Below are 17,447 nucleotides of genomic sequence, written 5' to 3'. Positions count from 1 at the left end.
CGCGCGCCCTTCCTGCTCGTCGCCGCCGTTCGGCGGTACGCACGCCCGGTTCGTCCGGCGGTACGCACGCCCCGACCGTACGCAAGCGGGAGGAGGGAGGGGCGACGGCGCGCTCGCCGAGCGGATCGTTCGCGGGATGCCCCGAGCGCGCCGTCGCCCCGGTCCGTGGGATCACCCCCAGCCGGTGGAGTAGTGGTCGCGGTAGCGGCGCCGCCGGCCGGGGATGGTCAGGGTGGACAACAGGCCCAGCAGTCCGGCGCCGATGATCAGCGCACCGGGGCCGAGGTCACGGAGGCGGTTCACCACACCGTCGACGGACAGGGAGCGGTCCTCGGCCCCGGTGCCGCCGGGGGCCGCCGCACTGCCCGCCGCGGGGCCGACCGGCGCACCGCCCGCCTTGGCACCGCCGGTCTTGGTGCCCGGGATGGTCACCCCGAGTGCGGTGAGCGCCTTGGTGACGGGTTGGAAGAACGTCACTCCGCCCTTGTCGCAGTCGCCGCTGCCGCCGGAGGTGACCCCGAGCGCCACGCCCTGGGCGAGCAACGGCCCGCCGCTGTCTCCGGGTTCGGCGCACACGGTGGTGCGGATGAGTCCGCTGACGGTGCCCTCGGGGTAGTTGACGGTGGCGTTCAGCCCGGTCACCTTGCCGGAGCGGAGTCCGGTGGTGCTGCCGCTGCGGAACACCTCCTGGCCCACCACGGGGTCGGCGACACCGGTGATACGCACCGTCCGGCCGCCGCCCACGTCCACCACTCCGCTCTGGTCCAGGGCGCGGTTGTCGTAGCGGATCAGAGAGAAGTCATTGCCGGGGAAGCTGCTCTGGACCGTGGTGCCGATACCGGTCTTCCCCGAGGTGTCGGTGAACCAACTGGTGCCGTTGGGGCCGCAGTGTCCGGCCGTCAGGATGTAGCCGTTCTGTCCGTCGGTGACGTTGAACCCGGCCGAACAGCGGCTTCCGCTGGCGAAGATGGGCGCGGCGCCGGTGGTTCTGGTGGTGAAGGCACCGGTGGTGCGCTCCATCCGTACCTCCCCGCCCACCTCGGAGGCGACGCCCTTCATCCGGGACCAGCGGTCGGCGGAGACGGTGCTGTCGCCGAGCACCACCACCTTGTTGGAGGTGGGGTCCACCATCCACGCGGTTCCGGCCACCCGGGGTGCGGCGCGCAGCGTCCGTGCCGCGGAGTCCAGCTCCTTCATGCTGTAGCGCACCTGTTTGGGCCGCGCCCCGGCCCGGGTGACCTCGGCGGCGGCCTCCTCGTCGGTCACCGCGACGACCATGCGGCCGTCGGGACCGACCCAGCTCCCGGCGGTACGGGAGGCGCCGAGCGTGGTCTCCAGGCGCCCGCCGAGGCCCGCGTCCCGGTCTCCCAGGACCCTGGGCGCATCGCCTCCCACCGCCCCCTGGACGGATCCGTTCGACACGGACTGCGAGACCATCAGTCCACCCGCCACCAACGCCCCGACGGCCGCGAACCGTACGCCACGGCGCACGCGTCGCCGCGTGTGCTTCACCACCCTGCCTCCTTCACGTCGATCCGGCCCCGGGCCCCGGACGGCGAGGACCCTCCCCCTATACGGGCCGGACCGGCGTGGCGCTCACCGCGAGCGCGGGATGCTCACTTCGTGCGCGGAATCGGCCGATGGAAGCAGACCCGGTGCTGCCCCGGACCGTCGTAGTCGCCGTGCATGGGCAGGCCGTCGAGCTCGCGGTCGCCCGGCTCCAGGGCGAAGCCCATGGCACGGTGGAAGGCGATGGAGCCGGTGTTCTGCGGGGAGGTGATGGCGCGGACCTCACGGCGGCCCGCCTCGGCGGCGCGCCGGAAGAACTCGGTGTACAGCTCGCGGGCCACGCCCCGGCCGCGCAACGCCGGGTCCACGCCCACGAAGTGGATGTACGCCTCCTCGTCGTTGTCGGCGGAGTAGAAGCCGACCAGGAAGGCGGCGACGGATCCGTCCGCGTTCTCCCGGACCAGGCTGGTGCCGGAGAAGAACTGGAGGAACAGCTTGGGCAGCAACAGGGACAGCTCACGGGCCTGTTCGGGGGTGCGCGAGTCACCCCACCACGTCTGGACGCGCTCCACGATCGCGCGGTGATCGGAGACATGGGCCCGGCGTACCTGGGACATGCGGTTCAGCTCCCTCTTCCCACATCGGTCGCGATGACTTGTAGAGATCATTCCGCTGGAGCGAACTCCCGTGCCGGCGGGGCCGTTTCCCCCGGCCGCGCCGAGCGCCTAGGCTGGGCCGCGCAGCTGGTTCGCCCTGTCCGCCAGGCAGGCGCGTCGTAAGAGGGAACCCGGTGGGAATCCGGGACTGCCCCGCAGCGGTGAGCGGGAACGACCGCCGTCATACGCACTGGGCCCGGCCGGGTCTGGGAAGCGACGGCCAGTAGGTGCCTGAAGGATCGACAGGCGCGCCCGTGAGTCCGAAGACCTGCCACTGCCCGTGCGCGGACGGCCGTGCGCGGATGTCTCGGTGACCTCGAGGGCGGGTCGGCGGCGCGGGCGGGCACCTTCGGTGTCACGCCGTCCTCGCCATCCCTTCGCACCCTCGGCCCGGTCCCGGGACCCCATGACGAGTGCTCGCGAAGGAGAGTTCCGTGACAACCGAGTCCGCGGCCACGACCGCCACGGCGACCGTGTACGGCTATCCCCGCCAAGGGGCGAACCGGGAGTTGAAGAAGGCGGTCGAGGGGTACTGGAAGGGGCGGGTCACCGCCGAGGAGCTGCACCGCACCGCCGCCGGGCTGCGCCGCGCCAACTGGCGCCGGCTCGCCGATGACGGGGTGCGCGAGGTGCCCACCGGTGACTTCTCGCTGTACGACCACGTCCTGGACACCAGTGTGATGGTGGGCGCCGTCCCTGAGCGCCACCGCGCCGTCGTCGAAGCCGATCCGCTGGACGGCTACTTCGCCATGGCCCGCGGCACCCGCGAGGTGGCCCCGCTGGAGATGACGAAGTGGTTCGACACCAACTACCACTATCTGGTGCCGGAGCTGGGGCCGGACACCGTCTTCCGCACCGACTCCGCCCGTCAGGTGGCCGAGTTGGCGGAGGCCCTGGCACTCGGCCACACCGCCCGCCCGGTCCTGGTCGGCCCGGTCACCTATCTGCTGCTCGCCAAGCCCGCCCCCGGGGTGGACGGCTCGTTCGCCCCGCTCACCCTGCTGGACCGGCTGCTCCCGGTGTACGCGGAGGTGCTGGCCGATCTGCGGGCGGCCGGTGCCACCTGGGTCCAGCTGGACGAACCCGCGCTGGTCCAGGACCGCACCCCGGCCGACCTGAACGCCGCCGCCCGCGCCTACCGTGAGCTGGGCGCCCTGACCGACCGGCCCCGGCTGCTGGTCGCCTCGTACTTCGGCCGGCTCGGCGAGGCGCTGCCGGTGCTCGCCAAGGCCCCGGTCGAGGGGCTGGCGCTGGACTTCACCGGACCGGCCGCCGCCCAGGTCGAGGATCTCGCCGCGGTGGGCGGGCTGCCCGGCAAGCGGCTGGTCGCGGGGGTGGTGGACGGCCGCAATGTGTGGATCAACGATCTGGCCGCCTCGCTGTCCACCCTGGGCACCCTGCTGGGCCTCGCCGACCGGGTGGATGTGTCCGCGTCCTGCTCGCTGCTGCACGTCCCGCTGGACGCCGGGGCCGAGCGCGAGCTGGATCCGCAGATCGCGCGCTGGCTGGCGTTCGCCCGGCAGAAGACCGCCGAGATCGCCACCCTCGCCCGCGGGCTGGCCGACGGTACGCACACCATCGCCGCACAGCTCGCCGCCAACCGCGCCGATCTGGCCTCCCGCGCCGGGTCCGCGCTGACGCGCGACCCCGCCGTACGGTCCCGTACCGCCGCCGTCACCGCCACCGACGCGCGCCGCTCCCTGCCGTACGCCGATCGGGCCGCCGCCCAGCGCGCCCGGCTGCGGCTGCCCCTGCTGCCGACCACGACCGTCGGCTCCTTCCCGCAGACGGCCGAACTGCGCACCGCCCGTGCGGAGCTGCGGGCCGGACGGCTGGACACCGCCGGGTACGAGGAGCGGGTCGGGGCCGAGATCCGGGAGGTGGTCGCCTTCCAGGAGACGGCGGGGATCGACGTCCTGGTGCACGGTGAACCCGAGCGCAACGACATGGTGCAGTACTTCGCGGAGCGGCTCTCCGGCTATCTGGCCACGCGGTCCGGCTGGGTCCAGTCGTACGGCACCCGCTATGTCCGCCCGCCGATCCTGGCCGGGGACATCTCCCGCCCCGAGCCGATGACGGTCCGCTGGACCGCGTACGCCCAGTCGCTCACCGACCGGCCGGTCAAGGGGGTGCTCACCGGCCCGGTCACCATGCTGGCGTGGTCCTTCGTCCGCGACGACCAGCCGCTCGCGGAGACCGCCCGGCAGGTGGCGCTCGCCCTGCGCGACGAGGTGGCCGATCTGGAGGCGGCCGGCACCTCGGTCATCCAGGTCGACGAGCCCGCCCTGCGGGAGACTCTGCCGCCGCGGGCCGCCGACCGCCCCGGCTACCTGGCCTGGGCCACCGAGGCGTTCCGTCTCACCACCTCCGGGGTGCGCCCGGACACCCAGATCCACACCCATATGTGCTACGCCGAGTTCGGTGACATCCTCCAGGCCATCGACGACCTCGACGCCGATGTGATCAGCCTGGAGGCGGCGCGCTCGCATATGCGGGTGGCCGGGGAGCTGGCCGGGGCCGGATATCCGCGCGAGGTCGGCCCCGGCGTCTACGACATCCACTCACCGCGGGTGCCGGGGGCCGATGAGGCGGCCGCCCTGCTGCGCAGGGGGCTCATGGCCGTTCCGCCCGAACGGCTGTGGGTCAACCCGGACTGCGGGCTGAAGACCCGTGGCTGGCCCGAGGTCCGGGCCTCGCTGGAGAACCTGGTGGCCGCCGCCCGGGAGGTGCGGGCCACACTGCCGGGCCGCACCGGCTGAGGGTCCGGCTCACTCCGCCGCCGTCAGCGGCCGCCCGCAGCGCAGATTCCAGCGCCCGGAGCGGCCGCTGAGTTCGGTGGCGGTCAGCGGGGCGGCGTCCAGCCGCCAGAAGGCCGGGGCGGGCACGCCGAGGGCGTGTACCAGCGCCGCCCGGACCACCGGGGGGTCCGCGACGGCGAGCACGCTCTCCTCGTGCCCGGCCCGGCCCTCCAGCCAGCCCCCGACCCTGTCCAGCAGCTCCAGCAGTGATTCGCCACCGTGCGGGGCCGCCGCCGGATCGGCCAGCCAGGCAGCCACCTCTTCCGGTGCCCGGCGGCCGACCTCGTCCAGCGAGCGGCCCCGCCAGCGGCCCACGTCCAGATCGCGCAGCCCCTTCTCCACCGCGGCGTCCAGACCCAGCGCGGTCGCGGTGGAGCGGCAGCGCTCGGAGGGGGCGGTCAGGCTGATGTCGTGGCGCGGCAGGGAGCCCGCGGCGGCCTCGGCGCGGCGGGCGGCCGACGGGTCCGGCGGGGCGTCGTCGAACCTCACCTGCCGCAACGCGGCGTTGACCGCGGGCGTCACCAGCGTGATACGCACCACCTTGTCCCCCTCGTCTGCACCATTCGCCCATGTAGGGGCGCACATTCTGGTATCGCGCCGTAGCGGTGAACGACTGTCACGCGCTACCGTCTCATGACAACGACGGCGCGACGGAAGTCCGGTGAGAGCCCGGCACGGTCGCGCCACTGTGTGTCCGTCGGAGAACCCCGCACCCGGGGGCCGCCGCCGGACGAGTCAGACCCGGCGCCGTCGTTCGAGTACCCACGACCGGGACGCGTGTTCCCCAGGAGGTTCGACCATGGCTCAGTCCGTTCCCGCACCCAGCGCCCAGCCGGTGCCGGAGATCACCCCGATTTCACTCAAGGCCATCGCCCCTTGGGCCGTCTTCTTCGGCATCCTCATGCTGGTCCTGCTCTACTTCGTCGGCGCGGAGCAGGGTGCCACCGCTCTCGTCTCCGGCGAGGATGTGCACGAGTGGGTGCACGACGGTCGTCACCTGCTCGGTTTCCCCTGCCACTGACCCCGACCCCACCCTCGTCACATCCCAGTTCAGGGGAAGCGGAACCGTCATGAACTCCATATCCGTCCGGGCGTTGCTCGTCCGGGGCATGCTCGCGGGCCTCGCCGCCGGGGCGCTGGCCCTCGTCGTCGCGTATCTGCTGGGCGAGCCGCGCATCGACTCGGCGATCTCCTTCGAGGAGGCGCACAGCCATGAGCACGGCGGCGTCGAACTCGTCAGCCGCACCATGCAGTCCACCGCTGGTCTGGCCACCGGTGTGCTGATCTACGGTGTCGCCTTCGGCGGCATCGCGTCCCTCGCCGTCTGTGTGGCCCTCGGCCGCATCGGACGGTTCGGGCCGCGCGCCACCGCCGCGCTGGTCTCGCTCGGCGCGCTGGTGGCGGTGTACCTGGTGCCCTTCTTCAAGTATCCGGCCAATCCACCTGCCGTCGGCGACCCGTCCACCCTCGACCAGCGGACCGCGCTGTACTTCCTGATGGTGGTGCTGGGCGTGCTGCTGTCAGTGGCCGCGGTCATCCTCGGCAAGCGGCTCGCACCGCGGCTGGGCAACTGGAACGCCACCGTGGCCGCTTCGGTGGCCTTCGTGGCGGCCGTCGGGCTGGCCTACGCTTTCCTCCCGTCGTACAGCAATGTGCCCGAGCACTTCCCGGCGACCCTGCTGTGGCAGTTCCGGCTGGCGGCCCTCACCGTCCAGTGCACCCTGTGGGCCTCCTTCGGGCTGATCTTCGGCCATCTCGCCGAGCGTCAGCTCACCCCGCGTCCGGCGGCCGGTACGGCTGCCCGGACGGCGGAGGCGACCGGCGCGAACAGCGCCGCCACCGCCGCCCGCTGACCCCCGCGGCCGAACGCTCGGGCCGCCGCCGCTTCCGGATCCCACCGGAAGTGGCGGCGGCCCATCGCGTTTCCGGCACCCGGTGACGGGGCCTTGGTGCCTCCCTTCGCACCGCGGTGACCCGGGTGGCGGACCGCCGCCACCCGCGGGGCGCAACTACGGGTGCAGATCCCAGAAAACCCAGACACGGTTGACATATCCGATGTTGCCTAGCTGGCTGGGGTGCTGTGGTATGCGCGTAACCGGACTGGGGCATGCTGGACTGTTCATCGAGACCGCCGCGGGCTCGGTGCTCTGCGACCCCTGGGTCAACCCCGCCTTCTTCGGCTCATGGTTTCCGTTCCCGGACAACACCGACCTGGACTGGGCGCACTACGGGCGGTCGGCCGACTATCTGTACGTCTCCCATCTGCACCGGGACCACTTCGACGCGGAGAATCTGCGGCGGCATGTCCGCAAGGACCTCACGGTGCTGCTTCCGGCCTTCGCCACCGATGAACTGGAGCGTGAACTGCGGGACCTCGGATTCACCCGGTTCCTGCGCACCCGGACCGGTGTCCCGGTGGAGCGCGACGGCCTGCGCATCATGATCACCGCGCTGACCGGCCCCGGTGACGGGCCCATCGGCGACTCCGCGCTCTCGCTCGACGACGGGCAGACCGTCCTGCTCAACCAGAACGACGCGCATCCGCTGGACATCGCGGCCATCCGGGAGTTCGGCGAGGTGGACGCGTATTTCGTGCAGTTCTCCGGAGCCATCTGGTATCCGATGGTGTACCAGCTGCCGCTGTCCGCGAAGAAGGAGTTCGCCGCACGCAAGCGGAAGGGCCAGTTCGATCGGGCGCTGCGCTACATCGACGCGGTGCAGGCGAAGCATGTGTTCCCCAACGCGGGACCGCCGTGTTTCCTCGACGAGGCGCTGTTCGAGCACAACGGCACCGGCCGGGACGGCGAGAGCATCTTCGTCGACCAGCGGGCGTTCCTGCGTGAACTGGCCGGGGCGCGGCCGGAGGTGCCGGCACATCTGCTGCTGCCGGGCACGGTCGCGGAGCCGGAGGACACCGCGTGCAAGCTCACCCACCGCTACACCGACAAGGAGATCGACCACATCTTCCGCAACAAGCGCGACTATCTGCGGGACTTCGCCCGCAGACAGCAGGATGTGCTGGCCGCCGAACGCGCCGCGCGCTCCCCCGAGCTGCCCCGCGACCAGCTGCTGGCGCAGCTGAAGGAGTGGTGGGAGCCGCTGCTGGCGCGGGCGGAGCACATCTGCACGGGAGTGGGCGGCCCGGCTCGGCTGGATGTGGGAGAGGTGCCGATCGTGATCGACTTCCCGGGGCGGGAGGTTCGGCTGTGGGACGGAGAGCGCTGCCGCTACACCCTGTCCACCACGGGCGATCTGGTGGCCACCAACATCGCGCGGCGTGAGGTGGACTGGTCCAACAGTCTGCTGCTGTCGATGCGGTTCACCGCGAGCCGGATCGGGCCCTACAACGAGTTCCTGTATGTGTTCTTCAAGTGCCTGTCCATGGAGCGCATCGAGTACGTGGAGAACTACTACGACGCGAGCCAGGACGACGGCCAGGACATCGAGACCGGCGGCTGGCGGATCCAGCGCCGCTGCCCCCATCTGAGCGCCGATCTCGGCCGGTTCGGGCAGATCGACGGCGACGTGCTCACCTGCACGCTGCACGGCTGGCGCTATGACCTGTCCACCGGGCGCTGTCTGACGGCCGACGGCCATGACATCAGGGCCACTCCGGTCCGCTGATTCCAACTCTCCGCAGATGCGAGCACCTTGCGCGACAGGTGCTCGCATCTGCTGTTCGAGCAGGGGATTCGATATGCATATGCGTTTGCGCGGACGGGCGCCGCGGGTACCGTCATCCGGGAGGTGGATGCCCATGAGCCAGTCCCTCGCGCCCGCCGGTCCGTTGGCCGCGGTCGTCCTCACCGGCGATCTCGCCCGCCCGGCCCGACTGACGGTGGCCGATCTGCTCAACTGGCCCCAGCATCGAGCGCAGGTGAGCTTCGATTGCGCGACCAGCAGTGTCCAGCGGCACCGTTTCGAGGGCCCGTTGCTGCATGAGGTCCTCCTCGGCGCGGGGCCTGGGTTCGACCGGACCCGGCGCAAGGACCGGTTGCGTTTTCTCATCGCCGTCAGCGGTGCGGACGGTCATCGCGCCCTGCTGTCCTGGGGTGAGATCGACCCGGACTTCGGGCAGGCGCCGGTGCTGCTTGCCACCCGGATCGATGACACCCCGCTGGACCGCCATGGCCCTCAGCTGGTGCTGCCCCAGGACCGGTGCGGTGCCCGGCATATCAGCGGGATCACCGCCATCCGGGTCGACGGCGGCTATCCGGTGGTGTGAGAGCGGGCCCGGTACCGGCGGACCGGTGTCAGGTCTGTGGCCGGGGCCGGGGCCGCGTGGCCAGGGCCAGGACCGGAATGACCGTCAGCGCGAAGATGCCACCACCCGCCGCCAGCCAGCCGTAGCCACCGCCCGCCACGACCAGACCCGAGGCCAGCCCGCCGGTGGTACCGGCGATGGCCACCCCGACGTCGACCAGCCCCTGGACGGCCGCCCTGCTGTCCAGCGGTACGGCGTCGGTGATGATGGCCGTGGCGCTCACCAGCCCCATGTTCCAGCCCAGGCCCAACAGGACCAGCGCGGTGGCCAGGGCGGGCACGCTGTGCGGGGAGGCGAGCGCGGCGAGCAGCCCGGCGGACAGCAGCACGGCGGAGCCCGCCGCCGCGACGCGCAGTCTCCCGACCCGGTCCACGAGCAGACCGCTCAGTGGCGACGGCAGGAACATCGCTCCCACATGGAGCGCGATGACCAGCCCGGCTGCCTGGGTACTGTGGCCGTGATCCTTCATATGCACCGGGGTCATCGTCATGATGGCGATCATCACCAGCTGCCCGACGACCATCACCGTGGCACCAGTGATCACACCGGGCGCGGGGCGCCCACCGGCCTTCCCGGTGGCGGGACCGGTGGCCGGACCATCGGTCCCCGCGTCCGTCCCCTCGCCGGTTTCCGACGCCGCCCGGCACTCGGCGAGTTCGCGGGCGAACCGGAGCGGATCGGGGCGCAGCCACCCCGCCAGCACACAGCTGCCCAGTGTGTACGCCACGGCGGCCAGCAGGAAGGGACCGACGAGCCGTGGCATGGCCCAGGAGTGTGCGAGGTCCCCGGTGACGCCCACGAGGTTGGGCCCGAGGACGGCCCCGAAGGTGGTGGCCAGCAGAACCGTACTCACCGCCCGTCCGCGCCGCTCGGGTGGCGCCAGATCGGCTCCGGCATAGCGCGCGAGCAGATTGGTGGCGCTGCCCGCGCCGTAGAGCACCAGGGAGAGGAAGAGCAGCGGCACACTGTCCACGGTGCCCGCCACCACCACACCGAGGCTCCCCGTCGCCGCGGTGGCATAGCCGAGAGCCAGTCCGGGGCGGCGGCCCCAGCGCTGGGAGAGCCGCCCGATGGCCATGGCCCCCAGGGCGGCGCCCGAGGTGAACAGGGCGGCGGGCAGACCGGCGAGTCCGGTGGTGCCGAGCATGTCCTCGGCGAGCAGTGCCCCCACCGTGATGCCCGCGGCCATCCCCGCACCGCTGAGGATCTGGGCCGTCACCAGGACGGTCAGCACCCGTCGCTGCTCGGGTATGACCCCCGGCTCCGCGGAGGCGCGGGCGGTCCGCCCGGCCGGTGTGACACTCATGGTCTCCCCCTTCACATGGCCGGCGTTCGGCCGTCGGCAGGTTATCCGGCGGCGAGCGGTTCGAGCGGTTCGAGCGCCGAGATCTCCTCCAGCGACATGTTCATCCGCGTGTGGAGGAAGCGCACCACGGTCCAGTGCGGCAGCGCGCCCTCGTCGAAGGGCCCGAACGCCGCACAGTAGAGGGGGATCCAGCGCAGCGCCTCCTCGATCGCCCGCTCCCGGCCCGGCTCCCGCTGGTAGTCCCCGTAGGCGATGCTTCGGTGGTGGATGAAGTAGCGACCCGGCAGCCGCTCCTCGCACAGAGTGCGGTACTCCCGGGTCTGGAGGATCAGAAAGTGCCAGATCTCGTCGATCTCCTGCTCGACCGGCAGGAAGAGCCCGCTGAGCCGGTCGCGGTGGCGGGAGACGAGATAGAGGTAGCGGAGGCATTCGAGGACCTGGCGCTCGGCGTACTCCGGTCCGGCGTCGGTCCTGCCGGTGGCGTAGCCCACCACCTCGTGGTGCAGTCGTTCGCCGAGGAGGCCGGTCAGCTCCTTCGCCGATACCTGGGGCTGGGTGCTCTGTGGGGTCATGGGCCGTCCGTGGTGTGGTCGGGGGGCGGGTGGGCGGTGCTCGGGGGTCGGTACCCGGGGATCAGCGCTCGGTGGCGAGCCACGCGTACTTGCCGGACCTGCCGATGGGCAGGTGGGTCCGGTGCTCCAGGACGCAGTGGAGTCCGGTCAGTTGGGCCGTACCGTGCTCCAGGACGGCGGTCTCCTCGGCCTCCAGGGGGCGGTCGTCGAAGGTGGTGTAGCGCAACCGGCACTCCTTCTCCCCCGTGAGCACCAGTTGGTGGAGGAAGATCCGGGATGAGACGGAGTCGATGCGGTCGTCGAGGTCGGCCTGTGCCACCGGCCCGCGCGCGGTGTCCAGCAGTTCCTTCTCACGGCCGCAGAAGGCGGCGACCTTTCCGGGGTCGGACGAGCCGTCGAGGGTGCGGACGCAGTCGCCCGAGTTGTAGCGGATCAGCGGCATATGAGGATTGCGCACACTGGTGACCACAAGCCGGTGGATGTCGCTGCCGGGCGCCACGGGGAGCAGTTCGACGCTCATCCGGTCCAGATAGGGGTGATAGCGGCCGTCGCGGTCGCTGTAGTAGAGATAACCCAGCTCGGTGCTGCCGAAGAGGTCGATGACAGGGCAGTCGAAGTGCTCGCGCAGATACCGCCGTACGCCGCGCGGGGTGTACTCGTAGGCATGGATGATGCTGGCGGGCCGGGGGAAGTCGTCCCACATCCCCCACTGGTCCGCCTTGCGCACCAGATGGGCCAGGTGGTAGCCGGAGCAGTCGAGGTGATAGCGGCCCTGGGGGTGGGCTGCGCAGACACTGCGGATCTCGGTGAGCATCCGCTCCACCTCCGCGCGTTCCCAGAGGGCGGGGTCCAGCCGGAGGTTGAGATAGAGCGTGCGGTCGTCCAGCCGCCGTTCCGCCGGCGAGGGGACCTTCTCCGGTTCGCCTCCGTGTTTGGCGGCATTGACCCGGGCGACGTGTTCGGTGGCGAGCACGGTGGTCAGCGAGACCCGTTGGCATCCGTCGTGCCAGGTGTGGGCGATGTCCGGATGTTCGCTCCACAGCCGGTAGTAGGAGTGGAGCAGGAAGTACGGGGGCCGGATGAGCCGCATCCGGGCGTGGTTGGTGCCGGTGGACAGCACATACTCCGCCGCGCCGGTCTCCAGGGCGCGGGCGAGCTCCGGCGTCATCCAGTTGTGCGGGAAGTCGCGGGCTATCTCGGTCTTTTCCAGTACGGGAAAGTGTCCCCGCTCGATCGACTCGCGGTACAGCGGGATGTTCCGTACCTGGTCGATGATGTCGGGTGTCGGCTGGTCGTCCATGGCCACCTTGGGCGTCCTCGAAGAGACGAAGGCCCCGCACGGGCGGGGCGTGGACATGCCGGGGTGGGGCCGCCGGTCCGCTTGAGCCCGTCCGCCCCACCCCGGTCGCGCTCGGAGAGCGACGGGTCAGGAGATACAGCCCGTCTTGCCCGCCGCGCTGATGCAGCCCTCCTTCGAGGACGCGCTGATGCAGCCGTCCTTGGCACCGCCCTGGGCGGAGTTGGCGGCGACCCAGCTCTTCCAGACCTCGTCCTGAGCCATCTTCTTGATCAGCTGCTCCATCTGACACCTCCGGAATGGGGAAGGGGGAACGGTGGGCGGCTAAAGTTGATGTTGCTGCCGCCGCGTTCAGACAGTAAAAGAATCGTCAATGGAGTGTCAACAGACAGTCAAATCAAGCCAGTTGGCCAAAGAAAAACGGTCCATGGCGCGCCACTCAGCGCCATGGACCGCTTCGATCCGGGGAGATCAGCTGCCGGTGGCCGATTTCCAGCCGTCGATGTACGCGTCGAGGTGGTCGTCGATGTCCTTCCAGTCCGGGTGGAAGATCTGGACACCCTTCATGATCTCCGCCAGCGCGCGGGCGTTGGCGTCCGTGGCCTTGATGTCCGTACGGGCCGAGAATCCGCCGCCGATCCCACTGACCTGCTTCTGAGCGGCCTCGGTGAGCATGAAGTCCAGCAGCTTCTTGGCGTTGCCCTCATGGGGCGCGTTCTTGACCAGCCCGGCGGCGTAGGGCAGCGGGAAGGTGGTGGGCTTGCCGCCCCGCTTGGCCGGGAACCATATGCCGAGGTTCGGCATGGACCGGGACTGGGCGTAGTTCATCTGGACATCGCCGTTGGCGACGTGGATCTCACCCTTGTCGACCTTCGGCGCCAGCTTGCTCGTCGAGGAGGACGGGCCGACATTGTTGGACTGGAGCTTCTTCAGATAGTCCAGCGCCGCTTCCTTGCCTCCGAAGTCATGGATGGCCTTGATGACCACCGCCGTGCCGTCACCCGCGACCCCGGGGGTGCTGTACTGCACCTTGCCGCGGTACGAACCGTCGAGGAGCTGCTCCCAGGTGGTGGGCGCGGTCTTCAGCTGCTTCTTGTTGTAGATGAACCCGGCGTAGTTGTTGACGACGGAGGTCCAGGTGTCCTCGGCGGACTTGTCGGAGGCGGCGACCGTGTCCGCCCCCTTCGGCGCGTAGCGGTCCAGCAGCCCCTTGGCGTCGGCCTGCTGGATGAACGGCGGCAGGGTGACCAGCACATCGGCCTGGGTGTTGGCCTTCTCGCGGACGGCGCGCTGCACGATCTCGCCGGAGCCGCCCTCCACGTACTCGACCTTGATACCGGTCTGCTTCTCGAAGTCCTTGAAGACCTTGTCGTACCAGCCGTCACCGCTCTCGCCCTTGAGCCCGTCGGCGCTGTAGACGGTGACGACCTTGGCGTGGGGATCGGCGGTGGCACCACCGCAGGCGGTGAGGTACACGGCGAGGACAAGGACCCCGCCGACGGCGGCGATCGGCTTGAGTGCGCGGGACATGACGTTTCGCTTCTCCTAGCGGAAGGTGGCTCTGGTGCGGATGCGGGAGACGGCGAGCAGGACGAGCAGCGTCGTTCCCATGAGGACGACGGCGACCGCGGAGCCGGTGAAGAGGGAGCCCCGGTCGGTGGCCGAGAAGATCCGGACCGGCAGCGGCAGCCAGTCCGGCGGATAGAGCATCATCGTGGCGCTGAGCTCGCCCATGGACAGGGCGAAGCACAGCCCCGCCGCCGCGGTGAGCGACGGGAGCAGCAGGGGCAGGGTGACCCGCCACAGCACATAGCCGGGGCGGGCGCCCAGACCCGCGGCGGCCTGTTCGTAGGCGGGGTCCAGCCGGGCCAGGGCCGCCGAGACGGACTGGTAGGCGAAGGCGGTCACCAGGACGGTGTGGGCGACGATCACGATCGACGGGGTGCCGTTGAGCAGCATCGGCGGCTTGCTGAACGCCACCAGCACGGCGAGACCGACCACCACGGACGGCACGGCCACCGGCAGCATGAACAGCGCGTCGAGTACCCGGCGCGTCCGCCGCCCGGCACCGGAGGCGGCGAGCGCGGCCCAGGTACCGGCGGCCAGGGCCAGCAGACTCGCGGCCACGGCCGTGATCAGGCTGGTGGTCAGCGCGGTGAGCGCGTCGCCGTGGACGGCGGAGGTGTAGTGGCCGCCGGTCGGCCCGGACGGCAGCACACCGCTCCATGAGCGCGACAGCGAGGCGGCCACGATGACGAGCAGCGGCAGGGCGAACAGGGGCAGGAAGAGCAGCAGGAAGACGGTCCAGACGCCCCAGCGGGCGGCGCGGCTATGCACCAGCACGACGGCTCACCACCCTGTACAGGCCGTAGAGCCCCACCGAGAGAAGGACGTTGACGACGGCGACGGCGCAGGCGGAGGGGTAGTCGGACTCGAGGATGGCCTTGGTGTAGACGAGCATCGGCAGGGTGGTCACGCCCTTGGCCCCGGTGAAGAGCACGATGCCGAACTCGTTGAGGCACATCACCAGCACCAGGCTGCCTCCGGCGGCGAGCGCGGGCAGCGCCTCGGGGAGGATCACCCGCCGCACGATCCGCAGCGGGCGTGCGCCGAGCGAGGACGCGACATCGAGCTGTGCGGTGTCGAGCTGGGAGAAGGCGGCGAGCAGCGGACGCATCACGAAGGGCGTGAAGTAGGTGATCTCGGCGAGCACCACACCCCAGGGTGTGGTGAGGAAATCGAAGGGTCCGGTGGCCGCGCCGGTGGCGCCGGTCCACAGCCCATTGGCCACGCCGGTGGTGCCGTAGAGGAACAGCAGCGCCAGGGTGATCAGGAAGGAGGGGAAGGAGAGGAAGACATCGATGAACTTCGACACCGCCTTCCCGCCGGGGAACGGGACGAAGGCGATGACGAGGGCGAGCGACAAACCGAGCGCCAGACAGCCCGCGGTGGAGGCGAGGGCGATCCAGACGGTGGTGGTCAGCGCCTCGTGGAAGACCTCGGCGGCGAACAGCTCGGTGTAGGGCTCCGCCGAGGTGCCGCCCTCGTCCGGGGTGAAGGACTGCTGGACGACGAGGGCGAGCGGATGGAGGAAGAACACCCCGAGCGCGGCGATCGGCGGCAGCGCCCACAGTCGGCCGGACACCGAACGTCCCCCGGTCTTCCGGGCCATGGCGGGCCGTCGCACCACCTCAGCCATGGCCGCCACCGCCCGGGACCGCTTCGGGCGCGGCGGTGGCCGGGAGCAGCACCGCGTCCTCGGCAGCGAAGTGCAGCTCCACCTCGGCTCCGAGCGCGGGCGGGGTGCGCAGTTCACGGACGTCGGCCTTGAGCCGGATGCCCGCGATGTCCACCAGCAGGCGGTGCGTCGCGCCGCGCCACTGCACCTCGGCGACGGTGCCGCGCAGGGTGTTGGGGCCCGGTCCGAGCCCGACCAGATGCGGACGTACGCACAGGGTGGCGGTGGCACCGGGGGAAGCGGGCGCCCCACCGCCGTGGACCCGCAGCCGGGTGGCGCCGAGGGCGGCGCCGACGGTCCCGTCGGGCCCCTCCTCTCCCAGGGTCACCGGCAGCAGATTGGCGTTGCCGACGAAGGAGGCGGTGAAGGCGGTACGCGGGCGCCGGTAGAGCTCCTGCGGGGTGCCGCAGTCCTGGAGCCGGGCGTGGTCCATCACCGCGATCCGGTCGGCGAGGGTCAGCGCCTCGATCTGGTCATGGGTGACATAGAGAATCGAGACATCGGGCAACTCGCGGTGCAGCCGGGCCAGTTCGGCGAGCATCCCGGAACGCAGCCGGGCGTCGAGCGCGGACAGCGGTTCGTCCAGGAGCAGCACCGAGGGACGGATCGCCAGGGCGCGCGCGATGGCCACACGCTGCTGCTGTCCGCCCGACAGCTCGCGCGGATACCGCCGGGCGTACGCCGCCATGCCCGTCATCTCCAGTGCCTCCGCGACCCGTTCGGCGATCTCGCGGCGGGGCGACTTGCGGGCCTTGAGCCCGAAGGCGACGTTGTCCGCGACCCGCATGTGCGGAAAGAGGGCGTAGCCCTGGACGACCATCCCGATGCCCCGCCGGTGCGGGGGAAGCGCGGTGACGTCCCGATCGCCGAGGAACACCCGTCCGGAGACGGGCCGGACGAATCCGGCGACCGCACGCAGGGCGGTGGTCTTGCCGGAGCCGGACGGGCCGAGGAGGGCCATCAACTCCCCGGGTTCCACGGTCAGGTCGAGTCCGTCGAGCACGGTGTGCTTGCCGTAGGCGACGGACACCTGGTCGAAGCGGATCCCGGCCGGGCGGGTGTCGACGGCGGCCGGCGCGGCCACGGACATGGCGGCGGTCATCTCAGGCCGCCCGGACGGCGAGCAGCTCGAGCAGACCGGCGATCGATGGCAGCACATGGGTCGCCCCGGCCCCGGTCAGCTGTTCCCGCCCGTGTGCCCCGGTGAGGACGCCCGCCACGACGGACGCGCCCGCGCGTCGCCCGGTGAGCATGTCGTACGAGGTGTCGCCGCAGACCGCGACCGACCGGACGTCGTCGGTGCCGGTGCGCAGCAGTGCGGTGAGCACCATGTCGGGGTAGGGCCGGCCGCGTCCGGCGTCCGCGGGGCACAGGGTGAGATCGGCCAGCTCCCGCCAGCCGAGGGCGTCGAGGATGCGGTCCTGGGTGGCGCGGGAGAAACCGGTGGTGAGCACCACCTTGGTCCCGGCCTTCCGCAGGGTCTCGATGGCCTCGGCGGCACCGGGGAGCGCGGTGCACCGCCCGCCGTCGACAAGGTCGTGGTAGGCCTCCTCGAAGGCGGTGTTGGCCTGCTGGGCGCGACCCTCGTCACCGAAGAGATGGCGGAAGACGGAGATCTTGGACTCCCCCATCGTGGCGCGGACATAGTCGAGTTGGCGGGTGTGTTCCGGGGAGCCGGGGGTGACGCCGAGCCGTTCGGCGGCCGCGGCGAACGCCTGCTCCACCAGGCCGCCGTCGGCGACGGTGGTACCGGCCATGTCGAGCACGGCGAGGTCGATGGCGGGGGTGTTGTGGTTCTCGGTCATGT

17 protein-coding genes and 1 riboswitch are annotated in these 17,447 nt (G+C 71.1%); of the genes, 5 read left to right on the top strand and 12 right to left on the bottom strand.

What is annotated here, in order from left to right; genetic code table 11:
* Nucleotides 1-171: 171 nt before the first annotated feature.
* Complete coding sequence (locus JK363_RS12750) at nt 172-1,512, bottom strand: S1 family peptidase (protein WP_372444746.1); 1,341 nt, start codon at nt 1,510-1,512, stop codon at nt 172-174.
* 104 nt (nt 1,513-1,616) lie between these two features.
* Entirely contained in the window at nt 1,617-2,177 is a 561-nt protein-coding gene (locus JK363_RS12745) for a GNAT family N-acetyltransferase (RefSeq protein ID WP_268981024.1), read from the bottom strand.
* Nucleotides 2,178-2,253: 76 nt separating this feature from the next.
* A riboswitch (cobalamin riboswitch) is annotated at nt 2,254-2,439 on the top strand.
* Nucleotides 2,440-2,599: 160 nt separating this feature from the next.
* Between JK363_RS12745 and metE the strand changes: the two genes are divergently transcribed.
* A complete protein-coding gene (metE, locus tag JK363_RS12740) occupies nt 2,600-4,924 on the top strand; it encodes a 5-methyltetrahydropteroyltriglutamate--homocysteine S-methyltransferase (RefSeq protein ID WP_201874918.1) in 2,325 nt (774 codons plus the stop codon).
* A 9-nt stretch (nt 4,925-4,933) separates the two neighbouring features.
* Here the strand turns inward: metE and JK363_RS12735 are convergent, their stop codons facing one another.
* Nucleotides 4,934-5,503 (bottom strand): histidine phosphatase family protein, encoded by a 570-nt coding sequence (locus JK363_RS12735; RefSeq protein ID WP_307821700.1) that lies wholly within the window; start codon nt 5,501-5,503, stop codon nt 4,934-4,936.
* A gap of 259 nt (nt 5,504-5,762) precedes the next feature.
* On the opposite strand from JK363_RS12735, the gene JK363_RS12730 reads away from it, so the two are divergent.
* The 4 genes from JK363_RS12730 (at nt 5,763) to JK363_RS12715 (ending at nt 9,188) form a co-directional block, all read left to right on the top strand.
* Nucleotides 5,763-5,984 carry a CbtB domain-containing protein gene (locus tag JK363_RS12730; protein WP_201874914.1) on the top strand — a complete coding sequence of 74 codons (222 nt, stop codon included), beginning with the start codon at nt 5,763-5,765 and terminating at the stop codon, nt 5,982-5,984.
* 49 nt (nt 5,985-6,033) lie between these two features.
* Nucleotides 6,034-6,816, top strand: coding sequence for a CbtA family protein (locus JK363_RS12725; RefSeq protein WP_201874912.1), 783 nt, complete (start codon nt 6,034-6,036; stop codon nt 6,814-6,816).
* A gap of 232 nt (nt 6,817-7,048) precedes the next feature.
* On the top strand, nt 7,049-8,587 hold the full coding sequence (locus JK363_RS12720; RefSeq protein ID WP_201874910.1) for a Rieske 2Fe-2S domain-containing protein: 1,539 nt from the start codon (nt 7,049-7,051) through the stop codon (nt 8,585-8,587).
* Between the two features lie 133 nt (nt 8,588-8,720).
* Nucleotides 8,721-9,188, top strand: coding sequence for a molybdopterin-dependent oxidoreductase (locus tag JK363_RS12715; protein ID WP_201874907.1), 468 nt, complete (start codon nt 8,721-8,723; stop codon nt 9,186-9,188).
* Between the two features lie 28 nt (nt 9,189-9,216).
* Here the strand turns inward: JK363_RS12715 and JK363_RS12710 are convergent, their stop codons facing one another.
* From JK363_RS12710 to JK363_RS12670, 9 genes are all read right to left on the bottom strand, one after another.
* A complete protein-coding gene (locus tag JK363_RS12710; RefSeq protein WP_201874905.1) occupies nt 9,217-10,533 on the bottom strand; it encodes an MFS transporter in 1,317 nt (438 codons plus the stop codon).
* A gap of 41 nt (nt 10,534-10,574) precedes the next feature.
* Complete coding sequence (locus JK363_RS12705) at nt 10,575-11,105, bottom strand: glycine-rich domain-containing protein (RefSeq protein WP_201874904.1); 531 nt, start codon at nt 11,103-11,105, stop codon at nt 10,575-10,577.
* Nucleotides 11,106-11,166: 61 nt separating this feature from the next.
* A complete protein-coding gene (locus JK363_RS12700; RefSeq protein WP_201874902.1) occupies nt 11,167-12,405 on the bottom strand; it encodes a phenylacetate--CoA ligase family protein in 1,239 nt (412 codons plus the stop codon).
* A 126-nt stretch (nt 12,406-12,531) separates the two neighbouring features.
* A complete protein-coding gene (locus JK363_RS12695; RefSeq protein WP_201874900.1) occupies nt 12,532-12,687 on the bottom strand; it encodes a hypothetical protein in 156 nt (51 codons plus the stop codon).
* A 186-nt stretch (nt 12,688-12,873) separates the two neighbouring features.
* Nucleotides 12,874-13,932 carry a 2-aminoethylphosphonate ABC transporter substrate-binding protein gene (locus JK363_RS12690; RefSeq protein ID WP_201874898.1) on the bottom strand — a complete coding sequence of 353 codons (1,059 nt, stop codon included), beginning with the start codon at nt 13,930-13,932 and terminating at the stop codon, nt 12,874-12,876.
* A 15-nt stretch (nt 13,933-13,947) separates the two neighbouring features.
* Nucleotides 13,948-14,745: an ABC transporter permease gene (locus JK363_RS12685; RefSeq protein ID WP_201874896.1), complete on the bottom strand. Its 798-nt coding sequence runs from the start codon at nt 14,743-14,745 to the stop codon at nt 13,948-13,950.
* Complete coding sequence (locus JK363_RS12680) at nt 14,732-15,574, bottom strand: 2-aminoethylphosphonate ABC transporter permease subunit (protein WP_236075742.1); 843 nt, start codon at nt 15,572-15,574, stop codon at nt 14,732-14,734. The genes JK363_RS12685 and JK363_RS12680 overlap by 14 nt, the downstream gene beginning before the upstream one ends.
* Before the next feature lie 19 nt (nt 15,575-15,593).
* Nucleotides 15,594-16,730 (bottom strand): ABC transporter ATP-binding protein, encoded by a 1,137-nt coding sequence (locus JK363_RS12675; protein WP_201875064.1) that lies wholly within the window; start codon nt 16,728-16,730, stop codon nt 15,594-15,596.
* Between the two features lie 13 nt (nt 16,731-16,743).
* Nucleotides 16,744-17,445, bottom strand: coding sequence for a phosphonatase-like hydrolase (locus JK363_RS12670; RefSeq protein WP_201874892.1), 702 nt, complete (start codon nt 17,443-17,445; stop codon nt 16,744-16,746).
* Nucleotides 17,446-17,447 lie beyond the last annotated feature (2 nt).

It is taken from the genome of Streptomyces coffeae, from assembly GCF_016741875.1.
Lineage (GTDB): Bacteria > Actinomycetota > Actinomycetes > Streptomycetales > Streptomycetaceae > Streptomyces > Streptomyces coffeae.
Note: the sequence above shows the minus strand (reverse complement) of the source record. Positions and strands in the feature narration are given on the sequence as shown.